The sequence below is a fragment of the Fibrisoma montanum genome (assembly GCF_003583365.1).
Taxonomy (GTDB): domain Bacteria; phylum Bacteroidota; class Bacteroidia; order Cytophagales; family Spirosomataceae; genus Fibrisoma; species Fibrisoma montanum.
On record NZ_QXED01000007.1, the window covers coordinates 99,350 to 117,101 of the forward strand.

The window sequence follows — 17,752 nt, forward strand, 5'->3', positions numbered from 1 at the left end:
AGTATATTTGGCGCTTTCTTTGCTCGTATTTCTTGTCAAAACGTGATGGGTAAATCAAAGAAGGCGTCCAAACATAAGAACACTACCGTTGTTATCGTTGAGAAAGACGTTAGTGTTTCATTTGAGGAATTTGAGCAAGTAATGACTACACTCATTCAAGGCTCACCTGTTACGAATGAGCAGCTGAAGAAAAAAAACGGGGCCGTTAAAGGTCGGCCCCAGAACCCATAGGCGATTTATCGCCACTGTTTGCAAGGCTTAGGCCTGCATTTGCGCCGACTGGGGGGAATTGTGCGAATTACTCGCTCCCTGTGTCGGTAAGTTGTCCGTCGTTCTGTACATCGGATACGGACTATCCGGGATGGCACTCGATTCTGGCTGTTCATGGCGCTATAGAATCTTGTGTACTGCGCTGGTTTTACTGAAGGGTTTGCCAGCCCCCTATTGAGCTTTGTTAGTGCCGCCGAAGGATCAGTTCGGCGGCACACAGGCTCAATCTCTTATACCACTAACCAGATGGTTTGAATGTATGCTCGTTTCTAGCCTTCGTTCGGTATTTCCAACAAGTAGCCCTCAGCTTGTGTTTTTTCTTCCAATTTTGCCCTGTAAATACGCTCCTTTTCGGGAGTTTCAAAAAAAGCGGGTAGGCCATTAAAAAACGTTTTGGCGTACCCTGACTTAGTTTTTCTGAAAGCAGGGATGCCTAAAATCTTAGTCCCGCGAAGGTTGTTTAATTGGCTAGTGATCGACTCCCTGTAGTTGTTTTTAGCACTCTGCGTCATTCCTATCTGGTCGGCAATCTCAGAATATCGCATCCAATTGTCTGCTTCTTCGATTGCTTTGAGAACAAGTTCTGACCAAGAGATATCATCGGGTTTAACCCATTCCCCTGTGGCGAGTCCCGCTGGTTTTTTTGTTCTATTTACCGGCGTTTCATCGCCACTTTCAGAAAAGTCGAATTTCAGTTGCCCAGAACTTCCAAGTATCAGGTCGATATGCTCCGCTAAACTCTCAACTAACTCTGAATCTTCGTTGTTCTCAATCTCAAGCTGTTTGATCTGTCTGTCAATTTCCTGCTTCTGGTGCTCTAATTCTAATTGTCTGACTATACGTGCATCAATCCGTTTCTTAATCACCGAAAATATCTCTCGGAAACGCCCCTGAAATCTGCTCGGATGTTTTTCAATTGCGAGAAGAGAGCTGAAATCTTTATTTTCCATGACCACATAATTTGACACGCCGTAAAAATAGAAAACCCCGCTGCAATTTCAAAGCGGCGGGGGTGTATTTTTACGGCGTTTTTATTTAAAACGGCTCAATAACAATTCAATTCCAGCATATTCATATTTTATAGTGGGAAAGGTATGTTATATACTTTTTATCCAATCAAATATATCGTTACCTGTAGTTTTCTTGACAACTTGTCAAGTTACAGAAACCAGTCAACTCTCCCAGGCTCCGAGCAGCCGCCGGACGACAATGATTTCGCCGACGTGGTAAGCCGTATGGTCGGCGATGAGCAGGGCTTCGCGGAGGAGGGTTTGCCCGTCGCCGTGCGGAAAGGGTTCGTGTAGATCCTGTTGCGGGTCCTGGAGTAAGCCGATGAACGCATCCCGGTCCTGACGGATTCGGGTGAGGGTTTCGTTCCAGGCAGCATCGTCGGCCGGGGCTACTTCCCCGGGCCAGTACCCCTCCGGCCAGGGCGGTGACTGGTAATCAGGATCGCGGGAAAATTCCAGGATGTCGTGCTGGGTAATGCGGATATGGTCGACCAGTTGCCAGATGCTGTACGGCAGCTTGTCGGGCTTGACACCCCGCAGCGCCGGCGGCAGATCCCGCAGCGCATCATCCAGCGACTGATGGGCCTCGGAGCGGGTCAGGAGTTTAACCAGTTGATTGCGGAGGGCAGTTTCCCCGGCAGATTGTTGCGTAGGTTGAGCCATGAATGTCGGAGTATGGTTTCAGATACTGACTCCCTACGCCCCCCTTTTGTTTGCTGATGCAGCCTCTTTCGTTAACCAGGGAGGTCGCGCCCGTCGATGACTGGTATCCCAACTACGTTGCCCTACAGATTACCGCTGATACACCCGAACGTAATCCACTTCGAATCGGCTCGGGAACGTAGTAAGCGCGGGGTCTCCGCCGTTGTCGCCACCGATGGCCAGGTTCAACAGCAGGTAGTGGGGCTGATGAAACGGATTGACGTTCGTACCGTCGCCGTTGATGGTTTCAGTCAGCTCCACCCGATTCAGCAGTTGATCGTCCACGTACAGGCTGATTGCTGTCTGGTCCCAGTCCATGCGCCAGACGTGAAATTTCTTCGACCAGTTGGGATCATCAAATGACTCAATGGCTCTGGTTGCCGTTCGCCATTTGGCCGTATACCGTTTATCCGTCCCCCAGGCTACGTTGGCCAGCAGCATCTTGCGGTAGTATTCCATGATGTCGATCTCACCGTTGGCCGGCCACTCGCCCGCTACGCCCAGCGTCCAGAATGCGGGCCAGAGCCCCGGCCGGGTGTCGATACGTCCCCGCATTTCGAAACGGCCGTATTGCCAGCTATGCAGACCGGCCGTTTTCAGGCTGGAAGACGTGTATTCGATGGTTGGCCGACTGGTTTTCCAGTTTGTACTGCCTGCCTGGTAGTTAGGATTCGGGCGGCTCTCCCGGCGACCTTCAATCACCAGCATTCCGCTCCGGCACCGGGCATTGTCGGGCTGGTACCACTGGCGTTCATGATTTCGGACAAAGCCCTTTTCGAACGTCCAGTTCGTAGGGTCCGGCGGACCATCCACGGTAAATTCGTCGGCCCAAACCAATTTCCAGACCGTATCCGACGGCGCAACCTGGTTGCGCGCTGTCATCGAAGTGCGGTTCAGGGCGGGACTCAGGCCGTAGCTAACAGCGGACAGCAACAAAAGCAGGAGTAATCGATTCATGATCAGAATTCGTTTGCTCCATTAAAAGAACCGAACTACGTTTACCTATCTAATTCGGCCACTGTTTTACGCACCCATGCCTCGATTTGCGTTTTTACTGGTAATGTACTGTCTCGCACGGCCCGTTTCCGCTCAGAAACAAATCTGCATTACCATCGATGATTTACCGACCGTATCCCGGGTCTATCAAACAGCCGGCGGTCGGGATACCCTGACCCAGCATCTGCTCAGCCACCTTACGCTCCACCGCGTTCCGGCCGTCGGGTTTGTGATCGGCAATCGGCTCCTGACCGAATCCCGCGTCGACTCCAGCCAGATCAGGCTCCTGAACCGCTGGCTGGATGCGGGTATGGAACTGGGCAACCACACCTTCGCTCATAAAGACTACAACGATGTTTCGACCACTATCTATCAGCAGGATGTCCTGGGTGGCGAAACGCTGCTGAAGCCACTGCTGCAAAAGCGGGTGCAGTCGCTACGCTATTTCCGGCATCCGTTCCTGCATCGGGGCAATACGCCGGGCAAGTGCGATTCGCTGAGCCGCTTCCTGATCAGCCGGGGGTATGAGGAAGCGGCTGTTTCGGTCGACAATGGCGATTACCTGTTTTCGGCGGCCTACGATCGGGCCTTGCTGCAACACAACCCGACCCTGGCCGCATCGGTTGGGCGTCAATACGTTGACTATATGATGGCTTGCATTCACTACTATGAAGCCCAGGCCGACTCCCTGTTTAGGCGACCCATTCCGCACATTCTGCTGACGCATGCCAACACCATCAACTCCGTATATCTGGGCGAATTACTGACCCGTTTGGCCGCCGAAGGCTTCGCTTTCATCTCGCTGAAACAGGCTCAGCAAGACCCCGCCTACCGTTCAACAGACACCTTCGTTGGTAAGGCTGGTATTTCGTGGCTACACCGCTGGGCGCTGACTCAGGGCAAAAAAGGCAGCTTCTTCAAAGGAGAGCCCGAAGTGCCCGAAGTGGTTCAAGCGTTGGCATCCGGCCGGTGACGGAACGGGCCCGTACGACAACGCCGGCCCAGTCCTGGTCCGATTAAAAAAATGGGCATTCAACTTTTTACCGCATCGACGATCATCCGGCCATTAACAATTTTTGGTCAATTGAGTTATTGAAGAAAGCATTATCTCACTCAAGTTATGACCACTGATTTGAACAAACCCGAAACGCAGGACAAGGCCGTTAAAAACATCCAGCCGAACATTGGCCTCGACAAGGACGTACTGAAAAAGGACAACGAACTGCTCAATGCCTACCTGTCGGATCTGCACGTATTGTACATCAAAACCCGCAAATACCACTGGAACGTGGCGGGACCCAGCTTTAAGGAATACCACGAGTTTTTCGAAGAGCAATACAAGGCGCTCGAAGAAATGATCGACGAAGTAGCCGAGCGCATCCGGACGCTGGGTGGCAAGCCCTTCTCGACCATGGCCGACTTTATCGGAGGAACGAGCCTGGAAGAAGATCAAAGTGGCGAGGTGAAAACCCGCGACATGTTCGAGCGGCTGCTGACCGATCATGAGCAGATTGTTCGCGAACTGCGGGGCGATGTCGAAACCTGTGAGGAACTAAACGATGCCGGCACCGCCGACTTCCTGACGGGCCTGATGGAAGCCCACGAAAAAATGGCCTGGATGCTGCGCAAATACCTGTCGTAGTCCATCCTGTCACCGAATCAACACCCACAAAACGCGGTCGAGCTAATTGGTTCGACCGCGTTTTGTTTGTTTTTGCCCCGATTGTCGGCTAACATTACAACCCGGCCCCGGTCGTTATAGGCTTTTTCGAGAGCATCCCGGGTCTGACGGTACGTCTGGCCTGATTTGAAACCGTTGCAACTGTAGTTTTTGGTCAGACCTTTTTTGAAACCGTTGATTTGTCATCCCGGGTCTGACGGTACGTCTGGCCTTTTGCTGATCGGTATATTGGTCAGAATATCGGTCAGACGTAGCGTCAGACCTTGTTAGAGCTGTCATTCCAGGTCTGACGCTACGTCTGACCGACTTTCGTTGACTATAATACTGGTCTGACGGTACGTCTGACCCTCGTAAACCTTTTACCGCTATGAACTTCTCCCGACGCCGGTTCCTGGGCGTAACCACCAGCCTGACAGGGGCGGCCATCCTCAGCGATACGCCGGTCGCAACGGCCAATCCTCTCCTGGCTTCCATGCCGATTTCCTGTAATTCATACACCTGGCTCACCTTTTACGAGCGGCAGGGCAAAAAATGGATGGCCGACCCGGACGCGTCGATGGCGGAGTTTGCCAGGGCGGGGCTGACGGCCTACGAACCGGGCCTTTCTAGTATCGACGAAGTACGTACGCTGGCTCCGCTCCTGAAAAAGTACGGGGTATCCATGCCGTCTATCTATGTCAACAGCAGCCTCCACCGGACCGACGAAGCCCGCAAGTCTATTGATGCCGCCCTGGCCATTGCCGAAACCGCCAAAGCACTCGGTACGCGAATTGTCGTGACCAACCCCAACCCTATCAAGTGGGGCACCGATGAAGACAAAACCGACGCCGACCTGATCGAACAGGCCAAAAACCTCGACCGGCTGGGTGCCGAACTTCGCAAACGGGGTATGACCCTCGCCTACCATACCCACGCGCCTGAACACCGGCAGGCCGCCCGCGAGTTTCACCACATGCTGCTGGCATCCGATCCCAAAAACGTATCGCTCTGCCTGGATGCCCACTGGGTGTACCGCGGATCGGGCAATTCGCAGGTTGCGTTGTTTGATGTCGTGAAACTCTACGGCAAGCGCATCGCTGAAGTTCACATCCGGCAGTCGCAGAACGGCATCTGGACCGAAACCTTCGGCGACGGCGACATCGACTACCGCCGGCTGACCAGTGAACTCAAGGCGCAGGGCGTTCGGCCGCTGCTGGTGCTGGAGCAGTGTCTGGAAAAAGAATCACCCAATACGATGGGACCAGTCGAAGCCAGCAAACAGGATCTGGCATCGGCCAGGGACGTATTTGCGGGGTTAGTGGGCTGATTGCGAAGTGTCATGCAGTCCGTTCAAAGACGTTGCAAGGCAGGAACGCCGGCAATTACAACGATTGAGAAGCCGACAGGGTCCTGTAGTAAACGGCAATGGTATGCAAACGTATCGCAAGCTGACCTTTCTGCTTTTATTGAGTTTCCTGAGTTGTGAATTTCCCGAAACAGCGCTTCCTAAAACGCTTGACCTGGGAGCATTTCAGGTTTCTACGCCAGAAGGCTGGTGGGCCAAAAACGGCGTAGGGTACGACTCGCAGGTAGGCGAACTGACCGACAGGGCCACTACGTTATCCTTTGATTACGGTTGGTATTCGTACCGCTTCGATAAGGAAACGACCGCTACGCACGAGCGTACGCAGACTACCATCGATGGCCGCCCCGCCCTGCTTGTGCGCCCGTTGCAGAAAGGCCGGGGCATCATCGGCGTGTTCATTCAAAAAGACACGCTGAATCGGCTGACCATTGTGGGTCACAATGTAAAGGATGAAACCACCATTCTGAACATACTTCGGTCGGTTCGCTTCAGATAACCGCCGAAAGAACCCCCTTTCCCGGCCATAACACGCATGAAACTTCACCTGTTCGGGGCTTCCGGGTCCGGCGTCACAACGCTGGGAACGGCATTGGCCGACGTGTTAGGTTACCCGTATTTCGACAGCGATACGTATTACTGGGAGCCTACCAATCCGCCTTTCACCGTTCGGCGCCGGCCGTCTGAACGAGATCAGCTCATCCGCGATCATCTGGCCGGCCACGAAGACTGGATACTGGGCGGTTCGGTGATCAATTGGGGCGATCACTGGCTGCATGCATTTGATCTGGCGGTGTTTCTGTGGGTACCCCCTGCCATTCGTCTCGAACGATTAAAACAGCGGGAATGGAGCCGATCCGGTGACGTTATTTTTACTGACTCTGTACGGAACAACCAATACAACGAGTTCATCAGCTGGGCATCCGGCTACGATGATGATACCGCCCGGGGCCGAACCCTCACAGCGCACCAAACATGGATGCAAACGCTTTCCTGTCCCTGTATTGACATTCGGGGCGATACGTCCGTTGAGCAGCGGGCGAACAGAATACTACTGGAAATCAACCGATTAACTTCATAACAAGGCCTACTCTCACTGCTGAATTGATTTGCGCAAAAAAGCTATTTAAACTATAGATTATAAGATATGTTTATACAGAAATTTAACTTCCAACAACGTTATGAAAACTATACTCAAATGGTCGCTGGGCGCTGCGGCCGGCCTGGGCCTTGTCGTGGCCTGTACTGATGCCGAAAACATCTTTAGGGAAATGATCCCGGAAACGAACGATCAGCCGACTACCGCTCAGGTACAAGGCTACGTGTTTCGGCCGGCTCTCGTCGATGCTACGGACGCCAACATCCGGCAACTGAAAGTACCGGCGGGTTTCACCGTCACCAAATACGCCGATGGCTTAGGCAAACCCCGGATGCTGGCCGTCAGTCCGGCGGGCCATGTGTACGTCTCAGATCGGGAAGCCGGTACCGTTACGTTGCTGCGCGACTCGAACAACGATGGGCTCCCCGACAGCAAAACAACCGTGGCGACCCTGAAGCAGGCCCACGGCCTGGCCGTTCACGCCGGGAAGCTCTATATCGTTACCGTGAAGGAGGTGTACGCAGCCCCCATGAACCCCGACGGTACGCTCGGGCAGCCGCAGCAACTGATCAGCGACCTGCCCGACGGGGGGCAGCATCCCAACCGCACCATCGCCTTTGGCCCGGACGGTATGATGTACTTAACCGTGGGCAGTACCTGCAACGCCTGCGCCGAGCCAAATCCTGAGCATGCGACCATCCTGTGGGCAAATCCGGATGGATCGGGGCGGAAAATCTTCGCCAAAGGTCTGCGGAATACCATCGGATTCGGCTGGCACCCAACCACCAAAGAATTGTTCGGCCTGGACCACGGCATTGACTGGCTGGGCGACGAAGAACAGAAGGAAGAAGTGAATAAACTGGTGCAGGGAGCCGACTACGGCTGGCCCTACATTTACGGGGAAGGTAAATATAACCCCGCCGACCGGCCCAAAGGGGATACCACGTACCAGCAGTATCTCCAGAAAACAACCCTGCCCCTGCTTACGTACCAGGCTCACAGCGCCCCGCTGGGCATGGTTTTCTATAGCGGCACGACGTTCCCGGCCGAATACCGGAACGACGCCTTCGTAACCATGCGCGGCTCGTGGAACCGGAGCGTTCCATCGGGCTACAAGGTTGTGCGGCTGCACTTTGAAAATGGCCAGCCCACCCGCTTCGACGACTTCGTAACGGGTTTTCTGATCGACAACAATCGATCGCAGTTTGGCCGCCCGGTCGGCATCACTGTTCACACCGACGGGTCGCTGCTGTTCACGGATGACAACAACGGTGTGATCTACCGCGTAGCGTACAAGGGCTAGTCCCTCGTCGTATTTTCCCCGCTTTCCGTATATTGCCAGGGTCTGCCAGTGGGGCAGACCTTTTTTGTTACGCATAACCCAACGTATCAACCCGCAGCCAGATCATGCAGGCGTCTCTGGAACAATACATCCGCGACCGGATCGGGGCCGACGACGCACAGCTGGGCGAGGTGATGAGCCACTTCAGCCCGCTTAAAACCCGCCGAAATCAGCTTTTGGTGCGCGAAGGCGATATCTGCCGTTACTGCTATTTTGTCGTGAAGGGCTGCGTACAGGTATTCGTTTATGACCGTAACGGCGACGAAAGTACCCGCGACATTGTCGTAGAAAACAACTGGGTTTCCGAGTTATTCAGCTTTGGCAACCAGGTATCCGCCCGGGAAAACATCCGCGTTGTTGAGCCTGGTCAGCTGATGGCCATTGGGTATGACAGTTTCCAGAAGATGGTCCAGACCGTCCCGCCCTTCGAACAGATTTACCGGCAGATTGTCGAGCAATCGTACGTCAACTCGGTGTTCCGGCTCAATACGTTCGTGTCGATGGACGCCCTCGAACGCATGCAGTGGCTCAGCGAATACCAGCCCAAACTCCTCGCCCGGCTGTCGAGCAGGCTGGTGGCTTCCTACCTCGGCATCTCTCCTGAAACCTACAGCCGACTCAAAGCCCGGCTCTGAAAACCTTGACAATTGTCAATGGTCAGCAGCCGGTAATCGGCCACCTTTGCATAGGTAATTCACTCTAAATCAACAGATATACCTATGCAAAATCTCCGCGAGCAGGTAGCCGCCCTCAACGACCTGGTGGCCCAGTATCGATACCCGGAAGCCTTCGACCGGTTCTACGACGAATCGGTGCTCAATTACGAAAATGAACTGCCCCCGTTGGTTGGCCTGGCGGCCGAACGCGAAGCCATGACCAATTTTCTGACGGCCGTGGCCGATCAGCCCCATACGGCCGAACTGAAAAACGTACTGGTAGCCGACGATGTATCGGTCAGCGAGTGGCTGTATGACTTTACCCACAAAGACTGGGGGAAACGCCGGTACACACAGATTACCGTGCAGCGCTGGAAAGGTGGCCGGGTAATTCACCAACGTCACCACTACGCTACAAACTAAGACCCGCCATGACCGAATACATGCTTCTGTTCCGCAACCTCAGTGGCGATGGCCAGTACATCACCACGCCCCAGGACATGCAGGATGATATGCCCCGCTGGCAGCAATGGATGAGCCACATCGCCCAACAGGGAAAACTGGTGTCGTCGAAACCGATCGACTACGCCGGGGTGCTGATCAGCAACCACGGAACCGCCGACGGCCCGCATCGGCAGGCTGGCGAGGTAGTGGCCGGCTACCTCATCTGCAAAGCCGACAACCTGGACGAAGCCATCCGCTTTGGACAGACCTGCCCGATTCTGAAGTACCCGCACGGCAGCGTCGAAATCCGCTCGATCCTGCCGTTCGAACTGTAATGGTATTCAACCAATTTATGTAAACCCAAATGAACAAGATCATTAGCCTGGGGCGGTGGCTGTTTCTGCTGTCGTTGACCCTCTACGTCTTTCTGCACTTTGCACTGGCCGATTTCGGCGTAAAGGAATTTGTACCGACTTACCTGCCATTTCCGTACGTCTGGAATTACTTCACGGGCGTCTGCATTCTGGCTTTTATCATCAGCGGGCTGGTTGGCCGCCTTGATAAACTGGCGGCACTGCTCTTTGCGCTGTATCTGGTACTGGTTATTCTGCTGGTTCACGTACCCGATGCGGGCTCCAGCCAACAGGATTTTCAGAATATTTTCCGTGGACTCAACATGCTGGGGGCTACGTTGATGTATGCCGGTGCCTTCGCCCGCGACCAATGGCTGCCCTTTGCCGTCCCTGCTAAGTCAGTTATTCCCCACTGACGATCCGGCGGCCTCTGCCAACAAAAAGCCCCGACACCATTGGGTGTCGGGGCATCATAGGTGGGATACGGAAATGCCTTATTTCGCCTTTGACGCCGTGGCAGCGCCATCTTTGGTGGCTACCGCGTTGATCTCAACCGTAAAGTCGTCGTAGATCGCCTTGTCGCCGATGTTTTCAAAGAAAGACTTCGAGCCATACCGGATGTCGTACTTCGTGCGGTCGAGCGTAGCTTTACCAGTCACGGTCACCGTGTTGCCGTTTGCCTTTACCGTAGCGGGGAAGGTTACAGCGTTAGTGATGCCCTTGATGGTCATATCGCCCGTCACGGTGTACTCACCAGCGGCTTTGCCCGGCGTTACTTTCGTGATTTTGAAGGTAGACGTTGGGAACTTGGCCGTGTTGAAGAAATCTTCCGACTTCATGTGACCAATGAACTTGGCGTTGTAGCCGGCGTCGGTCAGATCGGTAGAAACGATGCTGTTCATGTCCATCGTGAACGAACCACCAACCAGCTTGTTGCCGTCGAGCGTCAGCGAGCCATCCTGAATTTTCACCGTACCGAAGTGCTCACCCGTTACTTTCTTACCGTTCCACTTCAGCACACTCTTCTGCGTATCGAGTTTGTAGGCGGCTTCTTTTTTACCGGGGGCAACAAAAGCCGATGCACCTGCCAGCAGGACAACTGCCGCCAGACTTGCTAAAAATTGACGTGTTTTCATAGGATTACTTGTGTTTAAAAAGGAGTTGTATTCGTTTCAAAAATTGCAATTATCGTCTTAGCCGATCGAGCAACTGACTGAGTTGCGTGGCTTCTTCGTCGGAGAGTTTGCTGTTCAGATCGACCTCGTAATCGGCCTGCACGACATCCAGCTTTTTCAGCAGGTCGAGCCCTTTGCTGGTAATGACTACGTCGACCGCCCGGCGGTCGCTCGGACACTCGGTACGCTGCACCAGTTTTTTCAGCACCAGTTTGTCCACCAGCCGCGACGCATTCGACATTTTGTCGAGCATACGTTCGGTGATATCGCTTACCTTAACCGGGTTCGGGTACTGTCCGCGCAGGATACGCAGCACGTTATACTGCTGCAACGTCAGACTGTAAGGCTTCAGTAAGTGCATCTGCGCGTTCGCAACCCAGTTACTCGTAAACATCAGGTTAACGAGCAGCCGATGATACGGATTACGGAACGTTGCCTGTTTGATATCTGTTTCGATAGACATGCCGCAAATATATGTTATTACATTTGATGTAACAACATTATATACAGAAAAAGTTTCAGCGGAATGGAATAATTTGTGGAGCAGCGATATCGAAGTCGCGAAAACGGAGGGCAGGAATGCCTTCAAACGCGTACCTGAACTCCTGCCGGTTGTTCGGAATATTCGGGAAATACGACAACCGGATCTGAAAGCTGTTGAACGTCAGATTCTCGTTCCGCAGCCGGAAACCAATTCCATAGCCCTGGTATAATGGCCCCCGAAACATCGGTTGATCCTTGAATGAGATCAGGCCCAGGTTGGCAAAGGTGATGAACGCCACCCGGAACCCGAGAAAATTCAGCCTCGAAAAGATGATGTTCTCGTAATTCATCAGGATGCGTTTGCTGCCCCGCAGAAAATCACTGTTCACGCCGATCCCATCAATGTACGTCCCGGTCGACGTGCCTCCGCTGAGCGATATGAACTCGTCGGAAAACCGGTTAATGCCTTTGGTAAAGCGGGCGTTTACGAAGTGGCGCATGTTGCCCATCGGACTCATGTGCAGGGGGCTGAAATAATTTGACTCCAGCGCCAGAATGCCCTGTTCGAGCCCGGTGGTGCGGCTATAGCCCCCGATGCTCGTCAGGGCGTAGATGTAGCCGACCTTTTTGATGTAGCGTCCATACGAAAAATTCAGGCCGGTATACATCCGTTCGCCCAGTTCGGCATTGTCTACGCCCCCTACAATCGATACCAGCCCCCCGACGGGTACGTCTTCGGTGCGGCCAAATCCATAAATCAAGACGTCGCGAACGTATTTACGAAGCGAAAACCCGACGCTGACGAGCGTGGTCCGGCTGTCCTGGTAGAGTTGATTGGTATCGGCCGTTACGGTTGGACGCTGATCATAATTATAGTTTGTTTTGCGCAGGGCCACAATCAGCCGGGCCCGTCCTTTCTCTTCGGTATTCCGGCGGCTGTAGAACATCCGGAACGAGCGGCCAATCCAGATATCGCTGTACGTATACGACAGCGGCACGAGCTGGATGCTATCGTTGCGATCGAACACGCGGTTATTGATGCGGTAGTGACTCAGTTCGAGCGAACCGGCGTATTTGGTATCGGGGGTCAGAAAGGGCCTGAACAGCCGGGCCGATGCCTGCTTGCGGTCGCGGAGGTAGATAAAATCGGCCTGGGCCGTCAGGAAGGTCTTCCCGATGAACGGCACGGTATAGCGCCCCTGGTATTCCAGTTTCTGCCGCGGATCCCGACCGTTATACGCTACCTGGCTGAACAGCTGATGCCCCAGCCCCCGGAAATTTCGCTGCTCGAAGCCAACGCTGAACCGGTCCAGCCCCCCCACGCTGCCGTTGGGTTGCAGCGACCAGACATCCTGCGTAATGACGTACACATCGACAAACTGCCGGCTTCCCTCGCGGGGCACCACCAGAATCCGGGCGTCGTGGAAGATCGCCGTGTTCCGCAGCAGCCGTTCGTTGTCGCGCAGCACGGTCGGGTCGACGGTGTCGCCTTCCCTGAACAGCAGGTACGACCGGCGGATAACTCCCTCGCGGGTATTTCTATGCAGGCCGTTACCGATCCGTTCGACCCAGTTGTTCGTTTTACGCAACGTATCGTAGACCGATTGGCCGAACACGTTCAGCCGCCGAAAATAGATATCGCCGATGATGCGCCCTTCGAACGGCAGAAACGGATTGACTTCAATCTGGTTTACCTCGCCCGTTTGGATGCGGCTGTTGTACACGTCGCGGAACAGCGCATCGTAGAGCTGGCGGGTCAGCCGGTGCTTGTACATGCGCTGTTTCAGACGGGAATAAAAAATGCTGTCGCGCTGCATCAACACGCTGTCGGCCACGGCCGTCGACAGCGGAGTAGCGAGCGAATCGGTAGCCCCTTTCTGCTGATCGGCTTTCGCGGCCGTTGTATCCTGCTGCGCGCGGGCACCCGCACCGACCCCACACACCACGAGCAGCCACACCGGAAACCAGCGCAGAGAACGAACGAAGCGGAGTAGTGTTAACGGGATCACGGACAATTCGACAGCTTGAAAAGCAAATGGTTTAGTTACAACTGTTTCAGCATCCAATAGTCCCGCTGGCGCTCGGAGCCAAACTGGAAATAGTGGAAGCCAAACCGCTCAAACCCTATTTTTTTATAAAACGCCAGGGCGCGCTCATTGTGCTCCCAGACACCGAGCCAGACGGCCCCGCAGGCCTGCGACCGGGCTAGATTCAGACAGTGCTGCATAAGCGCCTGCCCCCGTCCCTGCCCGACATGCGCCCGGAGCAGATAAATGCGCTGGATTTCGAGCGGGCTGCCCTGCCGGTGCGGCCGCGGCATCTGCCGCGGGGGCGTGTGGCGACGCAGCTTGGCGTAACCAATCAGTTCGCTGCCCGATTCGGCCAGCAAAAAGGTGGCCTTCGGGTCCCGCAGTTCCTGTTCGATGATGGGTAACGTAATGGCCTGGGCAATGTATTCCTCCACCAGCTCAGCCGGATTGTACGGAGGTCCGAAAGCTTCGCGCATGGTTTGAACCGCCAGATCGGTAAGTCGGGACGCATCGGTCGGTTCAGCCAGTCGTATGTTCATGGGTAGTAGTCAGTAACTCACTAATATAACTTAAAAACCGGCGTGAACGCTATTTTTGCGTTTCGCTTTCATACACTATGTTTTCATTACGTTACCCGCTGGTACTGGCGTCGGGGTCGCCCCGGCGCAAACAACTGCTCACGGACGCCGGCTTTTCGTTTACCGTCGAAACCAGACCTACCGACGAGTTCTTTCCCGCCGACATGCCTGTAGGCGATGTAGCTGAGTACCTGGCCCGCCAGAAAGCCGACCAGTTTCGGGCGGACCTGGGTGACCGACTGGTTCTTTGCGCCGATACGGTGGTGATTCTGGATAACGAGATTCTGAACAAACCCACCGACGCAACCGACGCGCACCGCATGCTGCGGAGCCTGTCGGGGCGGTCGCACCGCGTCCGGACGGGTGTTTGTCTGCTGGCGCCGGACACAGCTATATCCTTTACGGACGAAACGACCGTCTGGTTTGCTGACCTGACCGACGCCGAAATTGACTACTACATCCGCGAGTGCCATCCGTTCGATAAAGCCGGTTCATACGGGGCGCAGGACTTTGTGGGGCTGGTCGGTATTTCGCGGCTCGACGGGTCATTTTATACCGTTATGGGTCTGCCTACGCACCGGGTGTATCAGGCGCTGAAACCGTACGCCGTCTAGCCGAAGGCTTCGATAGTCTTCCTCGCCAACGGTCGAAATCGGGGAAAGTATATTACAAAAAAGCGTACATTTAGCACTATTTTCACAACAAGCTATGCGCTTTTTATACCTTCTCACCTTCTTTTGCCTGATCTCGACCCTGCCGGTTGTTGGTCAGGCTGTTACAACTCAGCCCGCGTTCCCGACCGCCGACGCGGAAGTAACCTTGATTTTTGATGTCTCCCAGGCCAAAGACGGCCGCGCCAGGGGACTCCTGGGGAAAACCGACGATGTATATCTCTGGTCGGGGGCCGGACGGACCGAAACCGGCAACGCGTTTGAGTTCCAGCCGGCCGGGCAGACGGACTTCGCCAAGCCGTTTGCGCCCGGCAAAATGACATCGCTCGGCAACAACAAATGGCAGATCAAGCTCGTCCCCCGAACGTATTTCGGGGTGCCGTCCGGGACACCCATCCGCCAGCTGGGCGTACTGTTAAAAAGTGGCGACGGCCAGGCGCAGACGGAGGATCTGTTCGTCAGGATTTACGATGGTCGGCTCAGCATCTCGCGGCTTGAACCTACCGGCAAAGACTTTTTCGTTGCCGCCAACACGGCGCTGCCCGTTCGGTTTACGGCCTCCCAGCGGGCGTCCCTGTCTGTTTTGCTGGATGGACAGCCTATTGCTTCGGCCGAGGACCGGGATACCCTCCGCACCACCATCAACACCGGTACACAGACGGGCGTAAAACGTACTGTCATCAGCCGCGCTCAAACCCTGACCGCCCCTACCGGCCAGACGGCCGCCGATACGTTCTACTTCACGGTCCGTCCGGAGCCGCCCGTCGTCGCACTCCCGAATGGCCTGCGGGATGGCATCAACTACAGCGCCGACAACCGCGCTACGCTGGTCCTGTACGCACCTAGAAAGAATTTTGTTTATCTCCTCGGTGAGTTCAACAACTGGACGACTTCACGCCAGTACCTGATGAACCGAACCCCCGACGGCAACCGCTACTGGCTGGAACTGACGAACCTGACGCCCGGCCAGGAGGTGGCGTATCAATACCTGGTCGACGGCACCATCGGCATCGCAGACCCGTATGCCGACAAGATTCTGGATCGTAACAACGACAGGTTCATTCCGGCCACTACGTACCCCAGCCTGAAACCCTTCCCCGAGCGGGCCGTGGGCAACACCGTGTCAGTGCTGCAACCCGCCCAAACGCCCTTCGCCTTCCAGACCACAACCTTTCAGCGGCCCGACCCGAAAAATCTGGTGGTGTATGAACTACTGGTGCGTGATTTTGTGCAGAACCGGAACTACCAGACGCTCACCGACAGCCTGCCGTACCTGAAACGTCTGGGCATTAATACCATCGAACTGATGCCGATTATGGAGTTTTCGGGCAACGACTCCTGGGGGTATAACCCTATTTTCTATTTCGCTCCCGACAAGGCCTACGGCACGAAGAATGACCTGAAGCGTTTCATCGATGCGGCTCATAAACAGGGCATCGCCGTTGTGCTCGACATGGTACTGAACCAGGCCGACTACGAATTTCCGTACGTAAAGATGTACTGGGACGGCACCCAGCCCTCGGCCGACAATCCGTATTTCAACCAGCAAGCGACGCACCCATTCAGCGTGTTTTTCGACTTCAACCACGAAAGTGCCGACACCAGAGCGCTGGTCGACCGGGTGTGCCGCTACTGGCTGCAGGAATACAGATTCGACGGGTTTCGCTTCGACCTCTCCAAAGGCTTCACGCAGAAGAATACCGGGGGCGACGTAGGAGCCTGGAGCGCCTACGATGCGAGCCGGGTTGCCATCTGGAAACGGATTTACGACCAGATCCGCTCCTACGACCCCACGGCCTATATCATTCTCGAACACTTTGCCGACAACCAGGAAGAAAAAGAACTGGCCGACTACGGGATGCTCTTCTGGGGCAATCACAACGGGCAGTACCGCACGGCCGCCCGGGGCGTTACGGCCGGCAGCGACTTTTCGGGCATTTCGTACAAAGCCCGGAACTGGCAGCAACCGAACCTGATCGGCTACATGGAAAGCCACGACGAAGAACGGCTCCTGTTCGATGTGCGGCAGAACGGCCGTACGCAGGGATCGTACAACACAAAAAATCTGCCGACCGCCCTCGACCGGGCCAAGCTGGCCGCGGCCTTTTTCCTGCCGGTACCGGGGCCGAAACTCATATGGCAGTTTGGCGAACTGGGCTACGACGTATCCATCGACGAGAACGGTCGGACCGGGGCGAAACCCGTGCGCTGGGAGTACCTGCGCGAGCCGGACCGGCTAAAATTATTCGACGTTTATAGCGAACTGATCAAACTTAAACTGACCCAGCCGGTGTTTTCAACCGACGACTTTTCGGTTTCATTCGACGGGGCGGTGAAGCGCCTGACCCTGCGGAGTTCGGGCGGAACGGCGTACATCATTGGTAATTTTGACGTTGTGCCACAAACGGTGGAAGCGGGGCTGCTGGGGTCAGGAACGTGGTACGATCATTTTTCGGGACAGGAGGTAAGAAGTACGGGGCAGAACGCTCAACTGATTCTGCAGCCGGGCGAGTTTCACGTGTTCAACACGACCAGAACCGCAGCCGCCAAACCGAACCTGGTTCCGTATACACTCAATTTTCTGACCATTACCGGCGTTGAAGCAGAACCGGCCGATGCCCTGACGGTTGGTCCTAATCCGGTTCAGGCCGAGGTGGTGGTTAGTCTGACCAACGGGTATCGCGGGGCTGTTGACCTGACGCTGACCGATGCCGGCGGCCGTTTGCTCCGTTCGTGGCAGACGAACAAGGCGGGGCAGCAGTGGCAGCAAACAATCAACGTCGCTACGTTGCCGACGGGTCTGTATCTGCTGCGCATCCAGCAGGGCGACCGGCCGATTGTCAGGAAATTACTAAAATTATAGTGCCGCTTCTGGTGTGAGGTCCGCCGGATTTACCTGAAGCGCACCAACGTTATTGCG

Annotated in this window: 19 protein-coding genes; 12 read left to right on the top strand and 7 right to left on the bottom strand. The window is 55.0% G+C overall.

The features are described 5' to 3' along the window. Positions 1–539: 539 nt before the first annotated feature. From DYU11_RS22935 to DYU11_RS22945, 3 genes are all read right to left on the bottom strand, one after another. Entirely contained in the window at positions 540–1,220 is a 681-nt protein-coding gene (locus DYU11_RS22935) for a hypothetical protein (protein ID WP_119670069.1), read from the bottom strand. A 222-nt stretch (positions 1,221–1,442) separates the two neighbouring features. Then, positions 1,443–1,943 carry a DinB family protein gene (locus DYU11_RS22940; RefSeq protein WP_119670070.1) on the bottom strand — a complete coding sequence of 167 codons (501 nt, stop codon included), beginning with the start codon at positions 1,941–1,943 and terminating at the stop codon, positions 1,443–1,445. A gap of 129 nt (positions 1,944–2,072) precedes the next feature. Next, entirely contained in the window at positions 2,073–2,939 is an 867-nt protein-coding gene (locus tag DYU11_RS22945; protein WP_119670071.1) for a glycoside hydrolase family 16 protein, read from the bottom strand. Between the two features lie 103 nt (positions 2,940–3,042). On the opposite strand from DYU11_RS22945, the gene DYU11_RS22950 reads away from it, so the two are divergent. The 10 genes from DYU11_RS22950 (at position 3,043) to DYU11_RS22995 (ending at position 10,311) form a co-directional block, all read left to right on the top strand. Then, a complete protein-coding gene (locus DYU11_RS22950; protein ID WP_229365984.1) occupies positions 3,043–3,951 on the top strand; it encodes a polysaccharide deacetylase family protein in 909 nt (302 codons plus the stop codon). A gap of 147 nt (positions 3,952–4,098) precedes the next feature. Continuing rightward, positions 4,099–4,620 (top strand): Dps family protein, encoded by a 522-nt coding sequence (locus tag DYU11_RS22955; protein WP_119670073.1) that lies wholly within the window; start codon positions 4,099–4,101, stop codon positions 4,618–4,620. 406 nt (positions 4,621–5,026) lie between these two features. After that, on the top strand, positions 5,027–5,965 hold the full coding sequence (locus tag DYU11_RS22960) for a sugar phosphate isomerase/epimerase family protein (protein ID WP_119670074.1): 939 nt from the start codon (positions 5,027–5,029) through the stop codon (positions 5,963–5,965). A gap of 103 nt (positions 5,966–6,068) precedes the next feature. After that, positions 6,069–6,500 carry a hypothetical protein gene (locus DYU11_RS22965; protein ID WP_119670075.1) on the top strand — a complete coding sequence of 144 codons (432 nt, stop codon included), beginning with the start codon at positions 6,069–6,071 and terminating at the stop codon, positions 6,498–6,500. A 36-nt stretch (positions 6,501–6,536) separates the two neighbouring features. Further along, positions 6,537–7,082, top strand: coding sequence for a P-loop NTPase family protein (locus DYU11_RS22970; RefSeq protein ID WP_119670076.1), 546 nt, complete (start codon positions 6,537–6,539; stop codon positions 7,080–7,082). A gap of 100 nt (positions 7,083–7,182) precedes the next feature. After that, the gene (locus DYU11_RS22975; protein WP_119670077.1) at positions 7,183–8,403 is read left to right on the top strand and encodes a PQQ-dependent sugar dehydrogenase; all 1,221 of its coding nucleotides are present in this window, start codon (positions 7,183–7,185) and stop codon (positions 8,401–8,403) included. 104 nt (positions 8,404–8,507) lie between these two features. Next, complete coding sequence (locus tag DYU11_RS22980; RefSeq protein WP_119670078.1) at positions 8,508–9,077, top strand: Crp/Fnr family transcriptional regulator; 570 nt, start codon at positions 8,508–8,510, stop codon at positions 9,075–9,077. Between the two features lie 84 nt (positions 9,078–9,161). Further along, a complete protein-coding gene (locus DYU11_RS22985) occupies positions 9,162–9,521 on the top strand; it encodes a nuclear transport factor 2 family protein (RefSeq protein WP_119670079.1) in 360 nt (119 codons plus the stop codon). An 8-nt stretch (positions 9,522–9,529) separates the two neighbouring features. Beyond that, a complete protein-coding gene (locus DYU11_RS22990) occupies positions 9,530–9,877 on the top strand; it encodes a YciI family protein (RefSeq protein WP_119670080.1) in 348 nt (115 codons plus the stop codon). A gap of 29 nt (positions 9,878–9,906) precedes the next feature. Continuing rightward, the gene (locus DYU11_RS22995; protein ID WP_119670081.1) at positions 9,907–10,311 is read left to right on the top strand and encodes a hypothetical protein; all 405 of its coding nucleotides are present in this window, start codon (positions 9,907–9,909) and stop codon (positions 10,309–10,311) included. Positions 10,312–10,389: 78 nt separating this feature from the next. Here DYU11_RS22995 and DYU11_RS23000 read toward each other — a convergent pair whose 3' ends face one another. Genes DYU11_RS23000 through DYU11_RS23015 form a run of 4 tightly spaced genes read right to left on the bottom strand, consistent with a single transcriptional unit; the run spans position 10,390 to position 14,122 of the window. Continuing rightward, the gene (locus tag DYU11_RS23000) at positions 10,390–11,031 is read right to left on the bottom strand and encodes a YceI family protein (RefSeq protein ID WP_119670082.1); all 642 of its coding nucleotides are present in this window, start codon (positions 11,029–11,031) and stop codon (positions 10,390–10,392) included. Positions 11,032–11,080: 49 nt separating this feature from the next. Next, positions 11,081–11,533, bottom strand: coding sequence for a MarR family winged helix-turn-helix transcriptional regulator (locus tag DYU11_RS23005; RefSeq protein WP_119670083.1), 453 nt, complete (start codon positions 11,531–11,533; stop codon positions 11,081–11,083). Positions 11,534–11,588: 55 nt separating this feature from the next. After that, a complete protein-coding gene (locus DYU11_RS23010) occupies positions 11,589–13,562 on the bottom strand; it encodes a BamA/TamA family outer membrane protein (RefSeq protein ID WP_119670340.1) in 1,974 nt (657 codons plus the stop codon). Positions 13,563–13,597: 35 nt separating this feature from the next. After that, positions 13,598–14,122 (bottom strand): GNAT family N-acetyltransferase, encoded by a 525-nt coding sequence (locus DYU11_RS23015; protein ID WP_119670084.1) that lies wholly within the window; start codon positions 14,120–14,122, stop codon positions 13,598–13,600. A gap of 77 nt (positions 14,123–14,199) precedes the next feature. Here DYU11_RS23015 and DYU11_RS23020 point away from each other — a divergent pair, with 77 nt between their 5' ends. Then, positions 14,200–14,775: a Maf family protein gene (locus DYU11_RS23020; RefSeq protein ID WP_119670085.1), complete on the top strand. Its 576-nt coding sequence runs from the start codon at positions 14,200–14,202 to the stop codon at positions 14,773–14,775. Positions 14,776–14,869: 94 nt separating this feature from the next. Further along, a complete protein-coding gene (locus tag DYU11_RS23025; RefSeq protein WP_119670086.1) occupies positions 14,870–17,695 on the top strand; it encodes an alpha-amylase family glycosyl hydrolase in 2,826 nt (941 codons plus the stop codon). Positions 17,696–17,752 lie beyond the last annotated feature (57 nt).

Excerpts from the sequence above, each read along its gene's own strand:
- DYU11_RS22935 (WP_119670069.1), bottom strand. The coding sequence starts at position 1,220 with ATGGAAAATAAAGATTTCAGCTCTCTTCTCGCAATTGAAAAACATCCG.
- DYU11_RS22940 (WP_119670070.1), bottom strand. The coding sequence starts at position 1,943 with ATGGCTCAACCTACGCAACAATCTGCCGGGGAAACTGCCCTCCGCAAT.
- DYU11_RS22945 (WP_119670071.1), bottom strand. The coding sequence starts at position 2,939 with ATGAATCGATTACTCCTGCTTTTGTTGCTGTCCGCTGTTAGCTACGGC.
- DYU11_RS22950 (WP_229365984.1), top strand. The coding sequence starts at position 3,043 with ATGTACTGTCTCGCACGGCCCGTTTCCGCTCAGAAACAAATCTGCATT.
- DYU11_RS22955 (WP_119670073.1), top strand. The coding sequence starts at position 4,099 with ATGACCACTGATTTGAACAAACCCGAAACGCAGGACAAGGCCGTTAAA.
- DYU11_RS22960 (WP_119670074.1), top strand. The coding sequence starts at position 5,027 with ATGAACTTCTCCCGACGCCGGTTCCTGGGCGTAACCACCAGCCTGACA.
- DYU11_RS22965 (WP_119670075.1), top strand. The coding sequence starts at position 6,069 with ATGCAAACGTATCGCAAGCTGACCTTTCTGCTTTTATTGAGTTTCCTG.
- DYU11_RS22970 (WP_119670076.1), top strand. The coding sequence starts at position 6,537 with ATGAAACTTCACCTGTTCGGGGCTTCCGGGTCCGGCGTCACAACGCTG.
- DYU11_RS22975 (WP_119670077.1), top strand. The coding sequence starts at position 7,183 with ATGAAAACTATACTCAAATGGTCGCTGGGCGCTGCGGCCGGCCTGGGC.
- DYU11_RS22980 (WP_119670078.1), top strand. The coding sequence starts at position 8,508 with ATGCAGGCGTCTCTGGAACAATACATCCGCGACCGGATCGGGGCCGAC.
- DYU11_RS22985 (WP_119670079.1), top strand. The coding sequence starts at position 9,162 with ATGCAAAATCTCCGCGAGCAGGTAGCCGCCCTCAACGACCTGGTGGCC.
- DYU11_RS22990 (WP_119670080.1), top strand. The coding sequence starts at position 9,530 with ATGACCGAATACATGCTTCTGTTCCGCAACCTCAGTGGCGATGGCCAG.
- DYU11_RS22995 (WP_119670081.1), top strand. The coding sequence starts at position 9,907 with ATGAACAAGATCATTAGCCTGGGGCGGTGGCTGTTTCTGCTGTCGTTG.
- DYU11_RS23000 (WP_119670082.1), bottom strand. The coding sequence starts at position 11,031 with ATGAAAACACGTCAATTTTTAGCAAGTCTGGCGGCAGTTGTCCTGCTG.
- DYU11_RS23005 (WP_119670083.1), bottom strand. The coding sequence starts at position 11,533 with ATGTCTATCGAAACAGATATCAAACAGGCAACGTTCCGTAATCCGTAT.
- DYU11_RS23015 (WP_119670084.1), bottom strand. The coding sequence starts at position 14,122 with ATGAACATACGACTGGCTGAACCGACCGATGCGTCCCGACTTACCGAT.
- DYU11_RS23020 (WP_119670085.1), top strand. The coding sequence starts at position 14,200 with ATGTTTTCATTACGTTACCCGCTGGTACTGGCGTCGGGGTCGCCCCGG.
- DYU11_RS23025 (WP_119670086.1), top strand. The coding sequence starts at position 14,870 with ATGCGCTTTTTATACCTTCTCACCTTCTTTTGCCTGATCTCGACCCTG.